This is a genomic window from Marinomonas sp. TW1 (assembly GCF_001625355.1).
Lineage (GTDB): Bacteria > Pseudomonadota > Gammaproteobacteria > Pseudomonadales > Marinomonadaceae > Marinomonas.
This window is the reverse complement of record NZ_JSEE01000017.1, coordinates 29648-46777: the sequence shown is the minus strand read 5'-3', so window position 1 is coordinate 46777 and position 17130 is coordinate 29648. Positions and strand designations below refer to the sequence as shown.

The 17130-nt window shown below is 42.1% G+C and carries 26 protein-coding genes; 14 read left to right on the top strand and 12 right to left on the bottom strand.

Annotated features, from left to right (window positions below; genetic code table 11):
• Positions 1-5: 5 nt before the first annotated feature.
• Entirely contained in the window at positions 6-1043 is a 1038-nt protein-coding gene (gene dusA, locus OA79_RS15285; RefSeq protein ID WP_063334105.1) for a tRNA dihydrouridine(20/20a) synthase DusA, read from the bottom strand.
• Positions 1044-1216: 173 nt separating this feature from the next.
• Between dusA and OA79_RS15280 the strand changes: the two genes are divergently transcribed.
• Complete coding sequence (locus OA79_RS15280; RefSeq protein WP_063334104.1) at positions 1217-2359, top strand: site-specific integrase; 1143 nt, start codon at positions 1217-1219, stop codon at positions 2357-2359.
• Here the strand turns inward: OA79_RS15280 and OA79_RS15275 are convergent.
• Genes OA79_RS15275 through csrA form a run of 4 tightly spaced genes read right to left on the bottom strand, consistent with a single transcriptional unit; the run spans position 2346 to position 3985 of the window.
• Entirely contained in the window at positions 2346-2708 is a 363-nt protein-coding gene (locus OA79_RS15275; RefSeq protein WP_063334103.1) for a pyocin activator PrtN family protein, read from the bottom strand. The two genes, OA79_RS15280 and OA79_RS15275, sit on opposite strands and share 14 nt — an antisense overlap.
• 11 nt (positions 2709-2719) lie before the next feature.
• Entirely contained in the window at positions 2720-3145 is a 426-nt protein-coding gene (locus OA79_RS18290; RefSeq protein WP_063334102.1) for a hypothetical protein, read from the bottom strand.
• Between the two features lie 12 nt (positions 3146-3157).
• Complete coding sequence (locus OA79_RS15265) at positions 3158-3622, bottom strand: hypothetical protein (RefSeq protein WP_063334101.1); 465 nt, start codon at positions 3620-3622, stop codon at positions 3158-3160.
• A 54-nt stretch (positions 3623-3676) separates the two neighbouring features.
• Positions 3677-3985, bottom strand: a complete 309-nt coding sequence (gene csrA / locus OA79_RS15260) for a carbon storage regulator CsrA (RefSeq protein WP_082825499.1) — start codon at positions 3983-3985, stop codon at positions 3677-3679.
• A gap of 308 nt (positions 3986-4293) precedes the next feature.
• On the opposite strand from csrA, the gene OA79_RS15255 reads away from it, so the two are divergent.
• Both OA79_RS15255 and OA79_RS15250 read left to right on the top strand, forming a co-directional pair.
• Positions 4294-5421 carry an XRE family transcriptional regulator gene (locus OA79_RS15255; protein WP_063334100.1) on the top strand — a complete coding sequence of 376 codons (1128 nt, stop codon included), beginning with the start codon at positions 4294-4296 and terminating at the stop codon, positions 5419-5421.
• Complete coding sequence (locus tag OA79_RS15250; protein WP_063334099.1) at positions 5421-5969, top strand: DUF4411 family protein; 549 nt, start codon at positions 5421-5423, stop codon at positions 5967-5969. The genes OA79_RS15255 and OA79_RS15250 overlap by 1 nt, the downstream gene beginning before the upstream one ends.
• Here the strand turns inward: OA79_RS15250 and OA79_RS15245 are convergent.
• Entirely contained in the window at positions 5966-6610 is a 645-nt protein-coding gene (locus tag OA79_RS15245) for a LexA family protein (RefSeq protein WP_063334098.1), read from the bottom strand. The genes OA79_RS15250 and OA79_RS15245 overlap by 4 nt on opposite strands.
• A 106-nt stretch (positions 6611-6716) precedes the next feature.
• Here OA79_RS15245 and OA79_RS15240 point away from each other — a divergent pair, with 106 nt between their 5' ends.
• Together OA79_RS15240 and OA79_RS15235 are read left to right on the top strand one after the other, a co-directional pair.
• Positions 6717-6902: a Cro/CI family transcriptional regulator gene (locus OA79_RS15240; RefSeq protein ID WP_063334097.1), complete on the top strand. Its 186-nt coding sequence runs from the start codon at positions 6717-6719 to the stop codon at positions 6900-6902.
• 47 nt (positions 6903-6949) lie between these two features.
• Positions 6950-7228, top strand: a complete 279-nt coding sequence (locus OA79_RS15235) for a hypothetical protein (RefSeq protein WP_063334096.1) — start codon at positions 6950-6952, stop codon at positions 7226-7228.
• Here OA79_RS15235 and OA79_RS15230 read toward each other — a convergent pair.
• Complete coding sequence (locus OA79_RS15230; protein WP_063334095.1) at positions 7225-7524, bottom strand: hypothetical protein; 300 nt, start codon at positions 7522-7524, stop codon at positions 7225-7227. The two genes, OA79_RS15235 and OA79_RS15230, sit on opposite strands and share 4 nt — an antisense overlap.
• Positions 7525-7622: 98 nt before the next feature.
• Between OA79_RS15230 and OA79_RS15225 the strand changes: the two genes are divergently transcribed.
• Genes OA79_RS15225 through OA79_RS15200 form a run of 6 tightly spaced genes read left to right on the top strand, consistent with a single transcriptional unit; the run spans position 7623 to position 10480 of the window.
• Positions 7623-8063, top strand: a complete 441-nt coding sequence (locus OA79_RS15225; protein WP_063334094.1) for a phage regulatory CII family protein — start codon at positions 7623-7625, stop codon at positions 8061-8063.
• Between the two features lie 3 nt (positions 8064-8066).
• Entirely contained in the window at positions 8067-8753 is a 687-nt protein-coding gene (locus tag OA79_RS15220; RefSeq protein WP_063334093.1) for a DUF2786 domain-containing protein, read from the top strand.
• Positions 8750-9547, top strand: a complete 798-nt coding sequence (locus OA79_RS15215) for a helix-turn-helix domain-containing protein (RefSeq protein ID WP_063334092.1) — start codon at positions 8750-8752, stop codon at positions 9545-9547. The genes OA79_RS15220 and OA79_RS15215 overlap by 4 nt, the downstream gene beginning before the upstream one ends.
• A gap of 9 nt (positions 9548-9556) precedes the next feature.
• Positions 9557-9910 (top strand): hypothetical protein, encoded by a 354-nt coding sequence (locus OA79_RS15210; protein WP_063334091.1) that lies wholly within the window; start codon positions 9557-9559, stop codon positions 9908-9910.
• Positions 9907-10155, top strand: a complete 249-nt coding sequence (locus tag OA79_RS15205; protein ID WP_063334090.1) for a hypothetical protein — start codon at positions 9907-9909, stop codon at positions 10153-10155. Before OA79_RS15210 ends, OA79_RS15205 begins: the two co-directional genes overlap by 4 nt.
• 16 nt (positions 10156-10171) lie before the next feature.
• Positions 10172-10480, top strand: coding sequence for a hypothetical protein (locus OA79_RS15200; RefSeq protein ID WP_063334089.1), 309 nt, complete (start codon positions 10172-10174; stop codon positions 10478-10480).
• A 7-nt stretch (positions 10481-10487) separates the two neighbouring features.
• Here the strand turns inward: OA79_RS15200 and OA79_RS15195 are convergent, their stop codons facing one another.
• Complete coding sequence (locus OA79_RS15195) at positions 10488-10751, bottom strand: hypothetical protein (protein WP_063334088.1); 264 nt, start codon at positions 10749-10751, stop codon at positions 10488-10490.
• A gap of 100 nt (positions 10752-10851) precedes the next feature.
• On the opposite strand from OA79_RS15195, the gene OA79_RS15190 reads away from it, so the two are divergent.
• Entirely contained in the window at positions 10852-11382 is a 531-nt protein-coding gene (locus OA79_RS15190) for a hypothetical protein (protein ID WP_063334087.1), read from the top strand.
• 175 nt (positions 11383-11557) lie between these two features.
• On the top strand, positions 11558-12532 hold the full coding sequence (locus OA79_RS15185) for a site-specific integrase (RefSeq protein ID WP_063334086.1): 975 nt from the start codon (positions 11558-11560) through the stop codon (positions 12530-12532).
• Here the strand turns inward: OA79_RS15185 and OA79_RS15180 are convergent.
• From OA79_RS15180 to OA79_RS15170, 3 genes are read right to left on the bottom strand one after another with little or no spacing between them, the layout of a single operon-like run.
• Positions 12525-13469 carry a hypothetical protein gene (locus OA79_RS15180; RefSeq protein WP_063334085.1) on the bottom strand — a complete coding sequence of 315 codons (945 nt, stop codon included), beginning with the start codon at positions 13467-13469 and terminating at the stop codon, positions 12525-12527. The genes OA79_RS15185 and OA79_RS15180 overlap by 8 nt on opposite strands.
• Complete coding sequence (locus OA79_RS15175; protein WP_063334084.1) at positions 13469-14299, bottom strand: ATP-binding protein; 831 nt, start codon at positions 14297-14299, stop codon at positions 13469-13471. Before OA79_RS15175 ends, OA79_RS15180 begins: the two co-directional genes overlap by 1 nt.
• Positions 14300-14310: 11 nt before the next feature.
• Positions 14311-14871 carry a hypothetical protein gene (locus OA79_RS15170; protein WP_063334083.1) on the bottom strand — a complete coding sequence of 187 codons (561 nt, stop codon included), beginning with the start codon at positions 14869-14871 and terminating at the stop codon, positions 14311-14313.
• Between the two features lie 470 nt (positions 14872-15341).
• Between OA79_RS15170 and OA79_RS15165 the strand changes: the two genes are divergently transcribed.
• Complete coding sequence (locus OA79_RS15165; protein WP_063334082.1) at positions 15342-15905, top strand: KilA-N domain-containing protein; 564 nt, start codon at positions 15342-15344, stop codon at positions 15903-15905.
• 105 nt (positions 15906-16010) lie between these two features.
• Here the strand turns inward: OA79_RS15165 and OA79_RS15160 are convergent, their stop codons facing one another.
• Positions 16011-16682: a hypothetical protein gene (locus OA79_RS15160; protein ID WP_063334081.1), complete on the bottom strand. Its 672-nt coding sequence runs from the start codon at positions 16680-16682 to the stop codon at positions 16011-16013.
• Between the last annotated feature and the right edge of the window lie 448 nt (positions 16683-17130).

The window sequence follows — 17130 nt, the reverse complement described above, 5'->3', positions numbered from 1 at the left end:
TGCTCTTATCCTTTGTGTTGATGATGTTTGACCAAATCAATGGCCTCTAATAATACGTTAACGTTTGCGTCGGCTTTATGACCATTTTCGGAAAGATAGCGACGGAATTGTTTGCCGCCAGGTTCACCTTGAAAAATGCCAAGAATATGACGCGTTAAATGAAGCAGCCGTTCCCCTTGTGCGAGTTTTTCCTCTACATAAGGCACAAATGCTTCCAATGCTTGATATCTATTTGTGACCAATGGCGCATTGCCATAGATGGCATGGTCGACTTGGCTTAATAACCAAGGATTGTGATACGCCTCGCGGCCAATCATCACACCATCTACTTTTAGTAGCTGCGTTTGGCACTCTTCTATGGTTTTAATGCCACCGTTAATGATGATTTCAAGGTCAGGGAAATCTTCTTTTAGCTGATGTACAAAATGGTACTTAAGGGGCGGAATCTCACGATTCTCTTTTGGGCTCAAACCCTGTAAAATGGCATTACGTGCATGCACAATAAAGGTCTTAACCCCTGTGGTGGTCACGTCGCCCACAAAATCACGCACCACACTATAATCTTGTTGTTCATCCAAGCCAATACGATGCTTAATGGTCACCGGGATGCTGCAAGCGTCCTGCATGGCTTTCATGGCATCTTTAACTTTATCAGGATGCGCCATCAAACAAGCGCCAATCAAACTGTTTTGCACGCGGTCACTCGGGCAACCGACATTCAAATTGACCTCGTCATAGCCAAACTTTTCCGCCATGGCTGCGCATTGACCTAAATCTTTAGCGTTGGAACCGCCTAATTGCAATGCAATAGGGTGTTCACAATCGTCATAACGTAAAAAACGTTCTGGATTATTGCCTTTTAATAAAGCCCCCGATGTCACCATCTCAGTATAAAGCAAGGTGTTCTTCGTCAAGGTACGCGCAAACACCCGATAATCAGACGTAGTCCAATCCATCATGGGTGCGACGGAAAAGCGTCTATCGACTGTATCGCCTGATTTTACTGGCTTAGAGCTTAAAATGTCTGTGGTTTCGTTTAGCATTTATAGGGTCAATTTGGGTCGTTATTTGGGCTTTTAGGTAATATAATGCTACAAGGTTGCTACATTTTTTTTTGTAGCATTTTGCGTTGTTATTAGTTTCATACCAGACATTATTCTTCGTTACCATTTAGTGCGTTTGATTATGTCATAAAATTACAGGTTTCTAAATTAATATGGCAACTTTTAAAACTAGAACTAAAAAAAATGGAAGTATTGTTCACGTTGCTCAAATTCGAATTTCTCGTGGAGGCAAGGTTGTTTTTAGTGAGGCATCGAGTTTTGAAGGAAAATCAGCTTCTAAAAATGCTAAGTTATGGGCGGCTAATCGTGAAGCTGAAGTTAAGCGCAAGTTAGAAAGTGGCAAGTCGTTGGTTCAGCTTTCGGTTGCTGAGGGTATGGCGCGTTATGTGTCTGAACATGAAGACGCACCAAGCCCACTTGGCAAAACCAAACGCAGTACGATGATGCTAATGAGCAAAGAGCCACTGTTAAAAGAGGTCTTTTTGTCTGAAATGACCTCGGCCGATTTAATGGCGTATCTTCGTAAGCGGTACCATGAAGATGGCGCCAAACCTGCTACAGTGAATCAAGACATCAGTTATATTCGTGTGTTGGCAAAGTATGCCAGGGTGGCGTGGTCAGTTGCTATCGACTTACAAGAGATAGACGACGCATTAGAGCTGGGTAATCGGATGGGCATTATCGATCGTTCAACCGCTAGAGCGCGTCGGCCATCACTCGATGAGTTAATCGGTATTTGTGATTATGTCCACCGAGAAAGGAATGGGAAGTCCAGAAGCTCGGTATTTAAAACCCCACTGGCCGATGTTGTATTATTCGCTATCTTTTCAACTCGTCGACTGGGTGAAATTTGTCGTATCGAATGGAACGATATTGATTTTGCAGAAGGTGTGGTGTTGATCAAAGACATGAAGCACCCTCGTAAAAAGAAGGGCAACGATATGTTGTTGCATCTTCCCAATAGAGCGATCGAGATTATTAAACGCCAACCAAGGCAAGATGGAGAGCCTAGAGTATTTCCGTACGCTGAATCAACTATTGGTTCGGGTTTTCGTCGGTCTTGCGTGGCTGCGAATATTGAAGATTTGACCTTCCATGATCTGCGCCACGAAGGTGTGAGTCACTTGTTTGAGCTGGGTTATGCCATACCGCAAGTGAGCATGGTGTCAGGACATCGCTCGTGGAATAATTTGGCGCGATACACGCATCTAAATAAAGTGGGAGCGTTTGATAAATACGCCGACTTTGAACCCGCAAGAAACCTCGGAGAGGCCGGCTTAATTAAGCCGATATAGCCTCTCGTTGAGTGCGTCGGCCACGTCTCAGTGGCCCTTCTTTTATTAGGCTTTGCTTTTTAGTTGTTCGCTCTGAGATTGGAGCCTTGCCACTTAGCAGCAAGGCGCGTTGTTTGGCTTCTTCGCGCGCTGTGTCCAATGCCTCGGCCAAATCTTCCAGATGAATGATGTAGGGGCTCTTCTGTGACTTGCTCATTCGAAAGGCTGGAATGGGAAGCTCCCCACAATTGGCCGCTTTATTGGCCTCATGCAGTGTTTTGAAGTTGGTGTAGTGCAATGCTTCTTCAAGTTTTACAGCCGCTCGTCCTTCAAATTCAGCCATGAGTAAAAAAAGTGTTTTTGAACTCATATCAATACTCCCTAGTTTAATAGACGTTGTGGAACATCTATCCACGTGCTTTTGAATTTTCCCGCATGCTTTGGGTCTTCTTGTCGTACACATTGTTTGTAGCCAATTTGACTGGCGCCAAATTTACGAGCGATTGTGGAGAACTCATTGCAGCGCTTTGGGTCACCATAAAGCGGGGATATCTGCTTTGGTGTTAGGGTTGTCATGTATTGGCTGACGAGTTCATTCAATGCATTTTGATAGGGCTCTTCTGGAATCTCACCAATATTGGCAAGAATTTTTACTGCAATATCGACTTTGCTTAATTGTCTGTCGAACTTCCATTTTGAGACCATTTCTTGTGCTGCTTTTTCTCCCGCCTTTTCAATTTTCGCAAGGCGTGTTTTTGCTTGTCTTTCTGCTAGTTCTTTTGAAACACCAAATACTGCAAAACTCATGTCATCCCCCTTTTACGCAACCTGTTGCGTTGTCTTGATGACGGACATGGCCAGTTCATAGCCGTGATAACCTTTGGCGAAGACGCTTCTTTGTTGGGTGTTTAGCTCGCCATGTTGGTTGTAGGGGTTGCGCCAGTATGTTGGGTCAGCATATTGGGCCAAAATGTTTAGGGCTTTGCTGTTATCAAATTCTGCGTGTTCATTTAGAAGTTGGCTAATGCGAGCATTGGCAGAGTTGAGCTGCTGCTCAAGTTGGTTGACGGTGCGCTGCAGGCTTTCGTTGTGCTGCTTTACTCGATAGTTTTCTGCAGCGGCTCGAGCTAGGTTATCCCGCATGCTGTCTGACATAGAGGCAATAGCGTGCAGGCTTTCATACCCGTTTATGGCGTCTATAAGCTGACGAACGGTGATGGGGGTACTGTTTTCATCATGGCCGGCAACAAGGTCTTCTTGCCAGTTAAATTGATTGGTATTCATGGTATCTCCTTGTGTGGCTAATCGCCTTTAAATAATGCATCCATGCCTATTTTTTTAGTGCGCCAAGCTTATGGCAGAGCCAGGTAGTTCTGCTTTGATTTTGAGGTAGATTTCCTCGCGATGAACGGCAATATTGCGCGGAGCGGTAATGCCAAGGCGAACTTGCATGCCTTTTACGCTCAGAATTTCCACGCTGATGTTGTCGCCAATGTTGATGGCTTGTCCAACCTTGCGAGTTTGCGTGAGTAGGGCGGGGGTAGCGGTACGAATGCGGATTAGATTGCCTTTGATGCCTGAAATCGTTACTTCGATTTCATCGCCAATCATGATGGTTTCGCCAATGCGTCGAGTCAGAATTAACATAATTTCCTATCCTTTTGGTTTGATTATTTAAGTTTGCTTAAGTTGTAACTTAGTAAAACTTAAGTTTTATGTCAAGCAAAATTTAGTAAAACTTAAGTTTTATGTCAAGCAAAATTTAGGAAAACTTAAATTTCTTTTGGTTTCCCGAAAAATATTTTGCTTAAATTTAATTTGATCGCCTTTATTTGTTGCCAATCAGTACAAGGTTAAGTTTTAATCTACAATCAAGATGCCAAGGAGCAGGCAGACATATCCTCTTTTGTATTCTTAGCTACACTTAAAACATTGTTTTTCTAGGTCGATTCGATATGAGCAAAGCACATATAAACCCAGCCAATATAACTTGGGCGCGTGAGCGTGCAGGAATGACTGCGTCTGAGCTTTCAAAACGATTGAACGTTAAAGAAGAACAAGTGGCTTCTTGGGAGAGTGGTGAAGATTCTCCAACTATGAAGCAGGCTAGAAATCTAGCTGACTGTACGCTTGTATCTTTTGGTCTATTCTTTGCTAAAACTACGCCGCAAGAAGAACTTCCAATTCCAGATTTACGTACAATTGACGGCAAAGGCGTTCAAAAGCCTAGTGCTTCACTGATTGCTATCATTCGAACAGTGATGGAAAGGCAAGACTGGTATAAAGAATATCGCTTAGAAAATCTCTATCACGAAAAAAGTTTCAAAACTAAATTTACGGCAGATAGCCCAGTCGATGACATTGTTAAAGATATGAGGGCTCGCTTAGAACTTCCCACCAGACGTACTGGTAAATGGGACGATTATGAGCGCACGGTAAGAAATCATATTGAGAGCCTTGGTGTGCTTGTTATGAAGGAGCGTGATTTGGGGGGGGCTAGTAAACCTCTGCACGTTAGTGAGTTTCGAGGTTTTGCTATTTATGATGAGATAAGTCCAGTGGTTTTCATCAATAGCGCCGATGCAAAAACGGCACAATTGTTTACTCTGATACATGAACTTGCTCATATTTGGATAGGTCAAAGCGGCTTATCTGATATATCTCCAAATAATCATCGTAAAGAAGAAGTTAAGTGCAACGCGGTTGCTGCGGAGTTTTTAGTTCCAGCTAATGAGTTGTTAGACATTTGGGAGCACGAGCATTGGCGTTTAGATGTTGCAGCAATAGCCAATCACTTTCATGTGAGTCGATGGGTAATTGCTCGTAGAGCATTAACTCTTGGTCTAATTACTCAAGATGAATATAGTCAAGAAATTCGCAAGTATGTTGTCGATTATGAGAAGAGTTCTGATAGCTCTGGCCCATCGTACTATCGTACTAAAATTTCACGTTTAAGTAAGAGTTTTGCTAGTGCTGTTGTTTCAGAGGCACTTAGTGGTCGTATGCTTCTTAGAGATGCAGGGCATTTACTTGGAACCAAACCATTGAATGTTAAGAACTTAGCCAAGGATTTAGGTATCTAATGTTGTATATGCTAGACGCGAACATATATATACAAGCGCAAGGCTCATATTATGATATGTATTTTTGCTCAGGTTTTTGGGCATTCCTTGATCAATCTGTAATAGAAAGCCGCTTAGTATCAATCAAGGAAATTCAGGATGAACTGAAACAACCTAAACCTGCCAAAGCTAAACCAGGCGAGAAACAGAAAGAAGAAGATAAGTTAAGTGTCTGGGTTAAAGCTCGTGATCATCACTTTCAGGACACTAGTGATGATCAGACTCAGGAATGCTTCATTCAAATTGTCGACTATTTAATGTCTCAACCTCATTTGAATGTAGCAAGCAGAGATAGCTTTTTAAATTGTGCAGATCCATGGATCATAGCAAAGGCAATGGCTTTAACTTCTCAGGGGGATGAGGTTTGTATTGTTACTCATGAGAAAAGAGTTCCTGATAATTCTACAAAAGTGAAGGTGCCGAATGTATGCGACAATTTTGGTATCAAACATACGGACTGCTTTACACTGCTTAGAACTCTAAAACCTCAATTCAACCTTGCCGTTTAAAACTTGTACTTCGACTCGGTAACTACACCTATAATTCGGCAGTTGCCATTGATCGCAATTGCATTATAGCTTTGATTTAGTGGCTTTAGATATTTTTGGCCAGCATCAATCATTAGTTTTTTGAAGGTGACTTCATCGGTACCATCCAGCTTAGCCACGACTAAACTTCCATTCTCTGCAGGTATGTTGGGATTTACCAATATCAAACTACCTTCAGGGACGCTAACACCATTTTGAGCCGTCATGCTATCGCCAATGACTTTAAGCCAAAAAGCATTTTCCTCTACTGAAGATGGGGCTTCTTCCCATTGAATTTCGTCACCTAGGGCTCTGTAATCTATAGCTTCTGTCCAAGCGCCTGCTTGTACATGGCTTATAACAGGTAACTTTTTCATCTTCTGCTGAATAGGCGGAGCGATCACATTACTTTCATGTTGAGAATTAATTCCTGATATCAACCAGTTGGCTTGTGTTTTTAGTGTCTGAGCAAGCTTATATAGATTTTCCCCATTCGGCGCGGTTGTGTCGCTTTCCCATTGGGAGACCGTGACATGAGAAACTCCAACTAATTTTGATAGCTGCAATTGAGTGATGTTCTGCTCATTACGCTTTTCGCGTATTCGTAATCCTAATGTTTTCATTTAAGGAATCCTAAATAAATCTATGTAAGTAATCTTAAGTTATCTTGACTTAAGTTTTCCTAAGACATTAAACTTAGGAAAACTTAAATTCCGGATTGAACGAAACATGCTCAAAAAACGATTGATTGATCACTTTGGTAGCGGGACAAGGATTGCTGAGTTTTTAAAAATTTCACAAAGCTCTGTTTCTCAATGGGGCGATGTGATTCCCGAGAAACAAGCCCTCCGAATTGAGAAGCTAACCAATGGCGCGTTGAAGTACGACCCAGCGCTTTATGTCAAATCAGCTTAGCGAACGATTTTCAACCAGAACACGTTTGAATGAATCAGGAGAAAACAATGAGTGAACAACAAGAGATACGCCGCGTCATTATTTGCCCCAGCGCTGTACGTGTAGTTCGGGCTTTGGATCATTTAAGAGATTCTTGTCATACCGCAGGATTAAAGCTTCAAAGCTCCGGATTACAAGGTACTCAAGTAAGCCAGCAAATATATGAAACGAAAGTAATGGTTGAGGCCGTCCTGAAAGATATAACAAACCTCACCATTACGCCTGAATTTTTTAATGAAGACAGGGGTTTTAAAGAAACGCCGCCCCTGTCTGATGGGGGGAGCTAATCCTCCTCGTCTTTCTCAGGTGCTTTTTCCAAGATATAGCATCTGAATTTTCTAATTAGGTCAGGAATGGATTCTTCACCGAGGAAGGGAAGACAGTCGACGGTGGGGATTAATACGTTGTTCTCAATTTCGTAGGTAACAGAGACAACAATAAATCCATCTGGAGCCTTTAGGTCTAGTTGCTCTTCTGGAATGTTAAGAACTTCTAAGAAGCGGGGCACTGGGCCAGAAATGTTTGGGAGTCTTTTACTAACGTGAAGGCTCTCACCGATTTCTTTGAGAATCACAATATTCATGCGCTTTCCTTGCTTTCTGAGTAATGGAATACCGAATTTAGAACATTAAAAACGTGGCTTCAAGTTAAGAGTACGTTTAGTTATTTCAGGAGAAAACAATGGATCACATTGACCAAGCGATATACGACACAGTCCATAACTCTGGGATGGGCGCGAAAGCTATTGCGCCGTTGATGGGAGTAGGGCATCAGGTTCTGATTAATAAGGCCAACCCACAATCAGAGACCCACAAGCTGACTTTGCGGGAGTCTGTTGCCTTGCAACTCATTACCGGTAATCACGCCATCTACCGCGCCATGGGCATGGAGCTAAGCATCAAGGCGAAGCAAGCCGCACCGCTGGGCATTCTGGAATCTGTGCTGAAAGCCGGTAAAGAACACGGCGATGTATTGGCGATGATTCATAAATCCATGGAAGACGGCAAGCTGACCATGCGCGAACAAGAGCAATGCCAGCGTGAAATCACCGAAGCCATCGAGGCGTTAATGGATCTTCGTGAAGCCGTGCTTGAGCACAGTAAGAAGCAGATAAAGGGGTAGGTTATGGATAAGCGGCATCAAGACAAAATTCGTAAGCTGTTGGCGTTGTCTCAAAGTGATAACCCGCATGAGGCAGAAACGGCCAAGCGTCAGGCAATGGCTTTGATGAAAAAGCATAGTATCAATGAAGATGAACTTGCTATCACTGAGGTTTCAGTTCGATCCATTCCCCGTAAAAATATAAAGGAATACGAATCGAATTTGTTAACGGCCATCATGGCCATTTCTGGAACCTATTGCGTCATTAACTATGACTGCAAAGTGAAGCGAGATCGATACCAGTGGTTTTGTATACCGACTTTTATTGGCTTAGAAACAGACACGCAATTAGCCGCTTACTCATTTGATGTCTTGCATCAGCAACTCGAAAAAGCGAGAGCGGACTTCAAGAAAAAATTTCGAGCGAACGCAAAACAGCAAGATCAGTTTTGTACTGGCTGGGTAATGTCGGCCTCCCGAAAGTTAGTGAATGTTTTTGGTCGTCGGAAGGCACCTAAAGAAGTAGACAGTCATCACGACAAGTACACCAAAGGCATGACTGATGTGAAAGCTCGTAAAACTAAAATAGATAATCGTCAAGAGGCTGATGCTTGCAAAAGATTGGGTTGGGCGACTGGTGACGAAGCGCTGTTAAATCAGGCGACAACGAATCAGCAAGAACAGCAATTAAGGCTTGGGGGCATAGCATGAGCCTTAAGCATCTATCAGACACCATTTACAAGGTTGACCTCCCTTGTACAACCAAGATGGTGTTGATCTTGCTGGCAAACTACGCCAATGAGAAAAGCGAGTGCTACCCCAGCAAGGCGCACTTAGCCAAGTTGGGTGGCATGACGGAGCGCACAGTGACCAATTCAATGAAGAAGCTTATTGAACTTGGTTATGTCGAAGTCATTTCCCAAGGTGGTGGTATCCACTCAACGGACTTTGATGGGAAGAAATACGGCAAGGTGAATCGTTATAGATTGGCTGAAATACCTAACCCTGAATCTAATTCACCCTTAGAAACGGACATGGAAAGAGATTCCAAAGGCGATTCTAGCCCTGAAAATGGTTCCGCTAACCCTGAAAATGGTTCCGCTAACCCTGAATCTCTTTCCTCTAACCCTGAAAGAGATTCCTACAATTCACTAATAGATTCTTCAATAGAATCACAAATAGATTCAAAAGATATTTTGGTCGTTCCGCCCAAACGCAAAAAATCAAAACGGGCTTCTGGCGTTCCTGATGAATTTCTCGTTGACCAGCGAATGCTCGATTGGCTAACCGAAAACCAAATCACCACCGACTGGCGAACTGAGACCAATAATTTCTTGGACCATCACCGAGCCAAGGGCTCAACCATGGCGGATTGGGTGGCCGCATGGCGAACGTGGATGCGCAATTCCATGAAGTTCGCCACAGGGCGACCGGCACCGCCGCTGCACTCGGCCAAACAGCAAGTGAGCGAAAGCTTGTCGAATATCCACGATACCAACTGGTAGGAGCGAGCCATGTACGATTTGTTTGATGAATTCCCAACCGCAGAAGCGACGTATTTTGAAGCCGCAAGCAACTCACACGACCTAGCACACTGGCAACCAAGCCACGCGGTGGTGTTCGAAGCAGGGCGACGAGTCGGTTTCTCAAAACTGCGTCGACGCGACACTGGGGCTGGCAAACGAGCCTTCACCAAAATCTACCAAGACGTGTGCAAGGCATGGCAACGAGGTGAGCGTTTCAAGCGTGTTGTCATCGAAGCGCCCAGCTTTGGTGAAAAGCTGACAGAGCAAGAATTACTGCACCGCCGAGTGGTCGGCCGTGAAAAAGTTTGTCAGTTGAAAGATTTATTAAGAGGTGTGACATGAGCACTGAGAACCTAATTCGCTATCACTTTGACGATGGCTCTGAGGTGACTGCGAGCTGGAGTGATGCACCGCGAGACTGTAATTACATTTACTTTTTTAAGGGAGCTTACGCCTTCCTGAAAGTGAATGATGAAGGGTTATGGGAGTTAGTGAATGTTGAGTTTCAAGAATGGGAGCAAATCACCAACCCCATTCGAATTACAGAGATTATGAAAAACGCTTACCCACGGTCTGTGGGGGTTTGAGAAACAGGAGCCAATAATGAAAAAGCAGAAATACAAACATTGGGAAAACACACCAAGCCAGCGATTTGTAAAGTGGTTATGGGATCGCTTTGGCGTGGCAGATCGGATGCATCTTCGAGCCGCAGCGATACACGCAAGAATGGAGCAGGGAAGTTTAATGAACAAAGTTGAAAAGCTGGAAAGGGAGCTTGAAAAGGAAAAGATCAAGCACCCTAATTTAGAGATTACGGCAGAAGAAATCGAAAAAATAGAGCATCAACGGCTCAAGGCTTACCTATGGCGAACCCAGCGCCGTTTCTGGAAAAAAGAAGACACTCAGGAATAGGTTGCCGTTAATCCTCTTCGAATATGAACTCCCAGCCATGTTTCTCTTCTTTCAACAAGAATTCTAAGTCGTCGAAAGAAAGATGACGAACCGTGGCGGGAGTCCACTGGTATTTCTGGACTAAGTAGAAGTGAATGGCGTCTAAGCCTTTGTGTGCTTTGTATTTTTCACGTTTTGCGATTTCATCGCCGAAAGCTTCTATTTGGAAGTGTTTTTCTGCTTGAGCTTCATGACGGAGTTGCATTTTGCGGGACTCGGTTGCTGATCTCATAAATAACGTCCTTTGTTATGAAGTGAGCTTACTAACATAGCAAAACATTTAAACAACATCCAAACCCACAAACCACGTTTTATATAGGAAGCAAAAAAACATGCGCTGGCTAGACCGGGACAAATCAAACACACTGGGCGCGCTAGGATGGCGGATCATCAACGACCAAATCACCTACCTGACTGCCAGTTCAGCCGATGCCGGTTGGACAGGCGTAGGCAACACAGGGCGAATTTGTGAATCATTACAAACAGGCGTGGTACCAAGCTTCCAAGGTGGCGGGGAAAGCAATGCCGCCATGATGCGGCAAATTCGCATGCTGTCAGCCAAAGACAAAGGCTTTGCTTGGCTATTTGCAGACTTATCCCGCATGCAAAAGCTTTGCTTATTTGCTGCGGTACTGGCCGAAGGGCGCAAAACCACACAAGGCAAACCGCTAAGCAACGCTCGTATCGCGGCAAGCTTGCCCGTCTTTGCTGCCGAGCTGCGCCTTGGCCCAGCACACAAAAGCATGAGCGAAAAGACCTTTGCCAACAACGTGGCAGAAGGGCGAAAACGCTTTATTAAGCGGCTAGAAAAAGAGCTGGTTAGCCTAGTAAGGGACAAGCAAAGCACCAAGGCCATTGCATGACCAAGCGCGCCACCAAGATAACCGACACCACCATCAAAGCCGCTCTGAAAACCGACAAGCGCTACCTCTACGATTCGCGCCGCGTGGAATTCCACATCAACGCCGCGCGAACCGGAGGCACCTTTTACGACGTCGTCTACAAAGGCAAAAAGCGCCAGCGTACCAAACTCGCCAAATGGCCGCCGTCACCGCCAAAACCCTCTTTGCCGAGCTCCCCGCCATACGGGCCAACGCCTTGGCCGATCGGGAAGCCAGCCTCACCGTGTCCGCCTTCCAAACCGGCGGCGAAGTCTTAATGTGGTACATGCAGCACATCGACACCGACAAAACCTACTCGGCGGATTACGTGTCCACCGCGTCCAGCTACATAGGCAACCATCTACTCAGCCAGCTCGACCAAGTGCGGCTCAACCACATCGACAAGCCCTTACTGTACAAGCAGCTCTACATGCCCATGCAAAGCGACTACGCCCTGTCGACCATAAAAGGCGTGCTTGGCACCCTGAAAACCGCCTTTACACGCGCCTACGAACTCGGCCTCATTGCCAGCAACTCCACCAAAAACATCACCCTCAGCAGCTTCACCACCTCCCAGCCCGACAGCCAACCAGGACGACTCAAACCCCACGATCTCCCCGTGTTACTCGCCGCCATTAACCAGCAACCAAAACAACGCCGCGTCTTCTTCATGACCCAGCTGCTCCACGCCACCCGAGAAGGCGAAACCAGCCTTGCCGAATGGAAGCACTTTTCGTCCAACATGTTGGAATGGTACCTACCCGCAGAGAACACCAAAAACGGCACCGAGCACCGCTTGCCCATTACTCAACACGCCATGGACCTCATCAACAGCCTGCCAAAGCGTGGCACCTACATATTCAGCGTCAAAGGCATCAAGCCCATTACCACGCGCACCATAGAGCGTTGGTACCAAAGCCTCAGCGACGACGTCGGCATCAAGTTCACCAGCCACGACATACGCAAACTCGCCCGCGACAGCTGGCAAGACATGGGCATCGACTGGGTAATAGGGGAAATGCTACTCAACCACGAACGGGACGGACTGGACAAACGCTACATGCACAGCCATTCCAGAGAACAGATGCGCAAAGCGCTAGGGGAGTGGGGTAATAGAACGACAATCAATTAATATCATTGGGAAATAGTTCTTTCAAATAACGTGACTGTAGAATTTGTAATTTTTCTATTGACCTTAATGAGAGAGTTAGAATATCTGAGTGAGATTTTTCAATTTCCTTACTTCTGGTTAAGTGATGGAGTAACGTCGATTTATTGTCGGAAAATGGACGGAATGTATCGACTATATTTAAGTGAGTTTTTATTGACTCTTGTACTATTGATAAGTCTTGTATTATTCTATTTCTTTCTTCATTATCTGTTTTGTTTCTATTTGTTTTTACTGGGTGATAGTGTTCGATCATATAAAATTCCTTTATGATGTTCTCAGTATATTTTGATTTATGGTAACTATGAAAAATAAAAGGTTTTTTACTTTTTTTATTGAAGTATTCATCAAAAGTATTAATTATTATGTCTTTAATGTTACTGCCAATATACAAGTACAAGTTGCTGTTTTTTGATTTGTAAAGAAAGTCTTTGTTTTCTTTGTTTTCTTTGTTTTCTTTGTTTTCTTTGTTTTCAGTGAAGAAAAAATCAGGAGTATTTTTTTTATTTTTAAAAAAAATATTAGTTAATTCATTGAAATTTATTTCTTTTATAATCGTTTTCTCTAGGATATACATCCATTCTTTGTAATTTGATCTAATAGATGGGAATTTAAGAGTAATTGTAGAGCATGCTTTTCCATTATGACCTGGTAGAGTTATACCATCAGTAGTTTGTCTAAATATAAAGCAGGAGTCGTTTGATATTACTGTACTGTAAAGGTTAATGCCAATTACTGAACTATTTTCATTTTTTAATTTTCTAATGAAAACTGATGGTTTTGATTGGATTTCAATTGGTTTTTCATTTATAGGTTTGCCATATGATGCAATTTTTTTTTCTCCACTCGCTGTTTTATATACACCACTAACATCAGTAGATATCTCAATATCAAAATTCATTATATAGTCCTCATATAATCAAAAATTTCCTTTAAATAATCTTCTGATTGATTTTTTGATATATAATTTTCTGATTCATCTTCTGATATTTTTCTGACACCTACAACACCAACAGAGAAATCAAATACCATACTGTTGTCTTTTGAAAATAGAATTTCTGCAGTAGAGTAATAAAGGTCTTTTAATGCTTTTGATGGGTTTCTATAATCGCCTCTTATTAAATCAAACTTAGTTAGGATAAGGCAAATCGGTTTTTTTGGATATGTTCTATCTACTAATTCTAAGAAGTTTAGAATTCTATTTTTTTCTTCAGTCGAATCAGGTTTTGATGAAGCGAAAATCATAACACAGTCTGATTTTTCAAGAAAATTTTTGAGCTCTATTATTTCGTTGGCTGTATTTTCACTCCCACTCATTACACTATCATCATGAATAGGATCAAATAGCATGGTTTTTTCACCTGATATTTCATATAGAACAATACGATTCAATCCTTTAATATTTTTTTCTGAAAATTCAATGTTAATTTTTATAATCGTATCGCTCTGTGTTTGTAATGGGAATTTACCACACTCATGATTGTCGCACCATTCTGAAATTTGTATGACTCCATTTTTATTATTAATGGGATCCCTTCTTAAAATAAAATCTTCATGTAAGTCTATATAGTTTATTAACTCAGAAGTAAATGTTGATTTTCCTGAGTGAGGTGCTCCAAATATGAATATTTTTCTCTCTTTATTTCTATTTTCTTTTTCCACTTTAAGTTTTTTTTCCACTTTAAGTTCTTTTTCAAATTCTTTAAATTTATTTTTTAATTTATTTAACATTTTTTATTCCTTTAATATTCATCCTTCCATTTTTTTTGATCTTTTTTGAAAGGGGTTGTGTTGTTTTTACTAATAGATAGACTGGCTAGATATTTTGAATTAAAGATAATGCTAATAACTATTCCTGTTATGAAACTGCCATTTAATATAAAAATTGAGTTTTTAGAGTTGATATTCCATGAATAAACCTGTAAATCAATAAGTGATACTGTTAATAATACGCTTAAGAATATTAATAAATATAGTGATTTGTCGTTGCTATTCTCTTTGGTGACTGCTCTTAAAAAAAAGTATACTATAATAGAGCTAACAAATCCGGGAAGAAAAAGATTAATAGTTTTAAATAAGAACCCTCCAGATATGTCGATAGATTGAAAAATCAAATCAGGAATTGCTATGCCTGACTTAGAAGCTATTGTATATATAAATACTGCTAGTCCTGCTGATAATGCTCTTACTAGTTTTTCTGTATTGTTTGGGGCTGAAATTATTATTCGGGATACAAAAATTAATATAAATATTATGGAGAATATAATAATTATATTATTAATATACCACATTAAAGTACCCATATAATATCCCTTAATTCTATATAGTAATAAATTTTTATTTATAATAAGGATAGTGTTTCTTGAAATGTTTTTTCATCTTGTGATAATTCTTTAAAACACTGGTTATTAACTCCCTTAATTAACTCTTATACTGAAATTTTTTAGAAACTTCAAGCCTAAGTGTTTACGCTATCTTTACTTTTTATGTTGCGTTTTGTAACCAGTTGACCTCTCATCCTTTCTGATCTACTATTTCCCTGCACTGGCAAAATCCAGTGTCGGGATTGAGACCCCGTTTACCAAAGCGGCCTAGAACACGCTCCGCGTGTTTTTTTGTGGCTGAGATTCGCCTATATGGTGGGTCGGTTTCAGGCTAGCTTCGGCTAGGCCGTGCCTTTGGGCGGTAGTCTCAACCTGTTATTTGACCCACCACCTCTATTGAGATTGAGACCTTAGTTTAGGTGGTCATGATGACCCAAAGGAGGCCATAGATGGCTCACTTAATGATTGCTTCAAAAGACATCCGCACACTCGACGGATTGTATTCCCTTAATGATCTTCATAAAGCGGCTGGTGCCGAAAATAAGCATCGTCCAAATTACTTTTTAAACAACCAACAAACAAAAGAGCTGTTAGCTGAAATTGAAATAGCCGGAATTCCGGCTATTAAAGCAAAACAGGGCGTTGGAACCTATGTCTGCAAAGAACTGGTTTACGCTTACGCCATGTGGATCAGCCCCAAGTTTAACTTAGAAGTCATCCGCGCCTTCGATCAAGCCCAAACAGAACAACCGCCAGAACCCGAACCGGTGCAACAAAGCCTACCCAACCCCATCCAAGACGATGAAAAACTCAAACTCATTAACGACGTCGCCAAATCCCTAGGCATCACCGAAAGCATCGCCGTCGTCTCCGCCACCGACATCATGAACATGATTCAAACCATCCGAAACTACCAACAACAACTCGCCAAAATCCAAACCAACCCCGCATGGGTCGACCAAACCATCGAACGCGTCAAAAACGCCACAGGAAGACACTTCGGGGAGGGTTAGAGCAGGGAGCAACAAGGGGCGAAAGCCCCTTGGTTTAAGTTTTTTTCGGTCAAGCTTTACGTTATTGTAAATTAATAAAACGTTCTATTATCAATGGGGTTAGATTTAATTATATTGATATAAAGTAACTGGCATTGGTACTGAGGAACCTTGTGGGGTTTCTATAAGGTTTTTGTTTACATCGACATTGTATGTAGGATTAGTAGAATCCTGTGCCCAGTTACTAGAGTTATCAAATGTAAAACTTTTTGATGAAATAGAAAAACCTCTACTATTATCGTTATAAGTAGTTCTATACCTTGAGAACTCCCATTCATTAGTATTATTCTTTAATGCCATGATTCCATCAGATCGAAAAATTATTTCTCTACCGACTTGGCCTACAGGTCGCTTCCACCAAATGAAGTCTACATCAGGCTGATGTGCGTTATAGAGCGGTGAGTGTAGTTTCCATAGTTTGACTTTTATCGCTTCAATCTTCGGAGAGGCTAAGAAGTCTATAGATGTATAGCCTGATGAGACAATTCGGCACATAAGACTTTCACTATTATTTCGTGTTTCATTGATATGAAATGTGCCATCTGAACTTACAGTCGCCAGTAGATTTGTTAGCAAACCCTCTTTGCTAACTTCATATATGGCACCGTTGCCCACAACGCCTTCCACTTTGTAGTCTCTGTCTTTAAATGGGCTAAGGTTGTTGCCTTCAGCATCGCATAAGGCAATGCCATTAATATTGTATACTTGGAACTTGGTAGTACTATTTGAATTTTCCATGATTATTTATGCTCCTATTATTAATGTAGATCAAAATATAACCAATAAAATAGATCTGATCGATTGTTTTTTGTACGATTTTTGTGATTGAAAATAGGTGCATTCATATTGTTGATAGATTTTTGCTCCACCTTCGGGTGGTTTTTTTGTGCCTGAATGAAACGTTTTCCTTAAAAAAGAGTTGTGATTTACCGCCAACATGCCGCCATTGAGTGGTTAAACCGCTTTGCTCTAGCCCAACAAATACAAGGCTTTAACCATAAAATGTCGCTTTCATAAGAAGAGAACGACATTCGATAAATACGCGCGTGAGGCTTGCGAGCCTAGGAATTAGCCGTTACAGTTTATTCAAGCTGTCATTCTTGTGTGTGGCGGCAACACAATTAAGAGCCTCGCTTGTTGCGGGGCTTTGTCATTTCTGGGCCTCGCAATGTGCGGGGCTTTTTCG

Coding starts and splice junctions, on each gene's coding strand:
- dusA (WP_063334105.1), bottom strand. CDS start 1,043: ATGCTAAACGAAACCACAGACATTTTAAGCTCTAAGCCAGTAAAATCA.
- OA79_RS15280 (WP_063334104.1), top strand. CDS start 1,217: ATGGCAACTTTTAAAACTAGAACTAAAAAAAATGGAAGTATTGTTCAC.
- OA79_RS15275 (WP_063334103.1), bottom strand. CDS start 2,708: ATGAGTTCAAAAACACTTTTTTTACTCATGGCTGAATTTGAAGGACGA.
- OA79_RS18290 (WP_063334102.1), bottom strand. CDS start 3,145: ATGAGTTTTGCAGTATTTGGTGTTTCAAAAGAACTAGCAGAAAGACAA.
- OA79_RS15265 (WP_063334101.1), bottom strand. CDS start 3,622: ATGAATACCAATCAATTTAACTGGCAAGAAGACCTTGTTGCCGGCCAT.
- csrA (WP_082825499.1), bottom strand. CDS start 3,985: ATGTTAATTCTGACTCGACGCATTGGCGAAACCATCATGATTGGCGAT.
- OA79_RS15255 (WP_063334100.1), top strand. CDS start 4,294: ATGAGCAAAGCACATATAAACCCAGCCAATATAACTTGGGCGCGTGAG.
- OA79_RS15250 (WP_063334099.1), top strand. CDS start 5,421: ATGTTGTATATGCTAGACGCGAACATATATATACAAGCGCAAGGCTCA.
- OA79_RS15245 (WP_063334098.1), bottom strand. CDS start 6,610: ATGAAAACATTAGGATTACGAATACGCGAAAAGCGTAATGAGCAGAAC.
- OA79_RS15240 (WP_063334097.1), top strand. CDS start 6,717: ATGCTCAAAAAACGATTGATTGATCACTTTGGTAGCGGGACAAGGATT.
- OA79_RS15235 (WP_063334096.1), top strand. CDS start 6,950: ATGAGTGAACAACAAGAGATACGCCGCGTCATTATTTGCCCCAGCGCT.
- OA79_RS15230 (WP_063334095.1), bottom strand. CDS start 7,524: ATGAATATTGTGATTCTCAAAGAAATCGGTGAGAGCCTTCACGTTAGT.
- OA79_RS15225 (WP_063334094.1), top strand. CDS start 7,623: ATGGATCACATTGACCAAGCGATATACGACACAGTCCATAACTCTGGG.
- OA79_RS15220 (WP_063334093.1), top strand. CDS start 8,067: ATGGATAAGCGGCATCAAGACAAAATTCGTAAGCTGTTGGCGTTGTCT.
- OA79_RS15215 (WP_063334092.1), top strand. CDS start 8,750: ATGAGCCTTAAGCATCTATCAGACACCATTTACAAGGTTGACCTCCCT.
- OA79_RS15210 (WP_063334091.1), top strand. CDS start 9,557: ATGTACGATTTGTTTGATGAATTCCCAACCGCAGAAGCGACGTATTTT.
- OA79_RS15205 (WP_063334090.1), top strand. CDS start 9,907: ATGAGCACTGAGAACCTAATTCGCTATCACTTTGACGATGGCTCTGAG.
- OA79_RS15200 (WP_063334089.1), top strand. CDS start 10,172: ATGAAAAAGCAGAAATACAAACATTGGGAAAACACACCAAGCCAGCGA.
- OA79_RS15195 (WP_063334088.1), bottom strand. CDS start 10,751: ATGAGATCAGCAACCGAGTCCCGCAAAATGCAACTCCGTCATGAAGCT.
- OA79_RS15190 (WP_063334087.1), top strand. CDS start 10,852: ATGCGCTGGCTAGACCGGGACAAATCAAACACACTGGGCGCGCTAGGA.
- OA79_RS15185 (WP_063334086.1), top strand. CDS start 11,558: ATGGCCGCCGTCACCGCCAAAACCCTCTTTGCCGAGCTCCCCGCCATA.
- OA79_RS15180 (WP_063334085.1), bottom strand. CDS start 13,469: ATGAATTTTGATATTGAGATATCTACTGATGTTAGTGGTGTATATAAA.
- OA79_RS15175 (WP_063334084.1), bottom strand. CDS start 14,299: ATGTTAAATAAATTAAAAAATAAATTTAAAGAATTTGAAAAAGAACTT.
- OA79_RS15170 (WP_063334083.1), bottom strand. CDS start 14,871: ATGGGTACTTTAATGTGGTATATTAATAATATAATTATTATATTCTCC.
- OA79_RS15165 (WP_063334082.1), top strand. CDS start 15,342: ATGGCTCACTTAATGATTGCTTCAAAAGACATCCGCACACTCGACGGA.
- OA79_RS15160 (WP_063334081.1), bottom strand. CDS start 16,682: ATGGAAAATTCAAATAGTACTACCAAGTTCCAAGTATACAATATTAAT.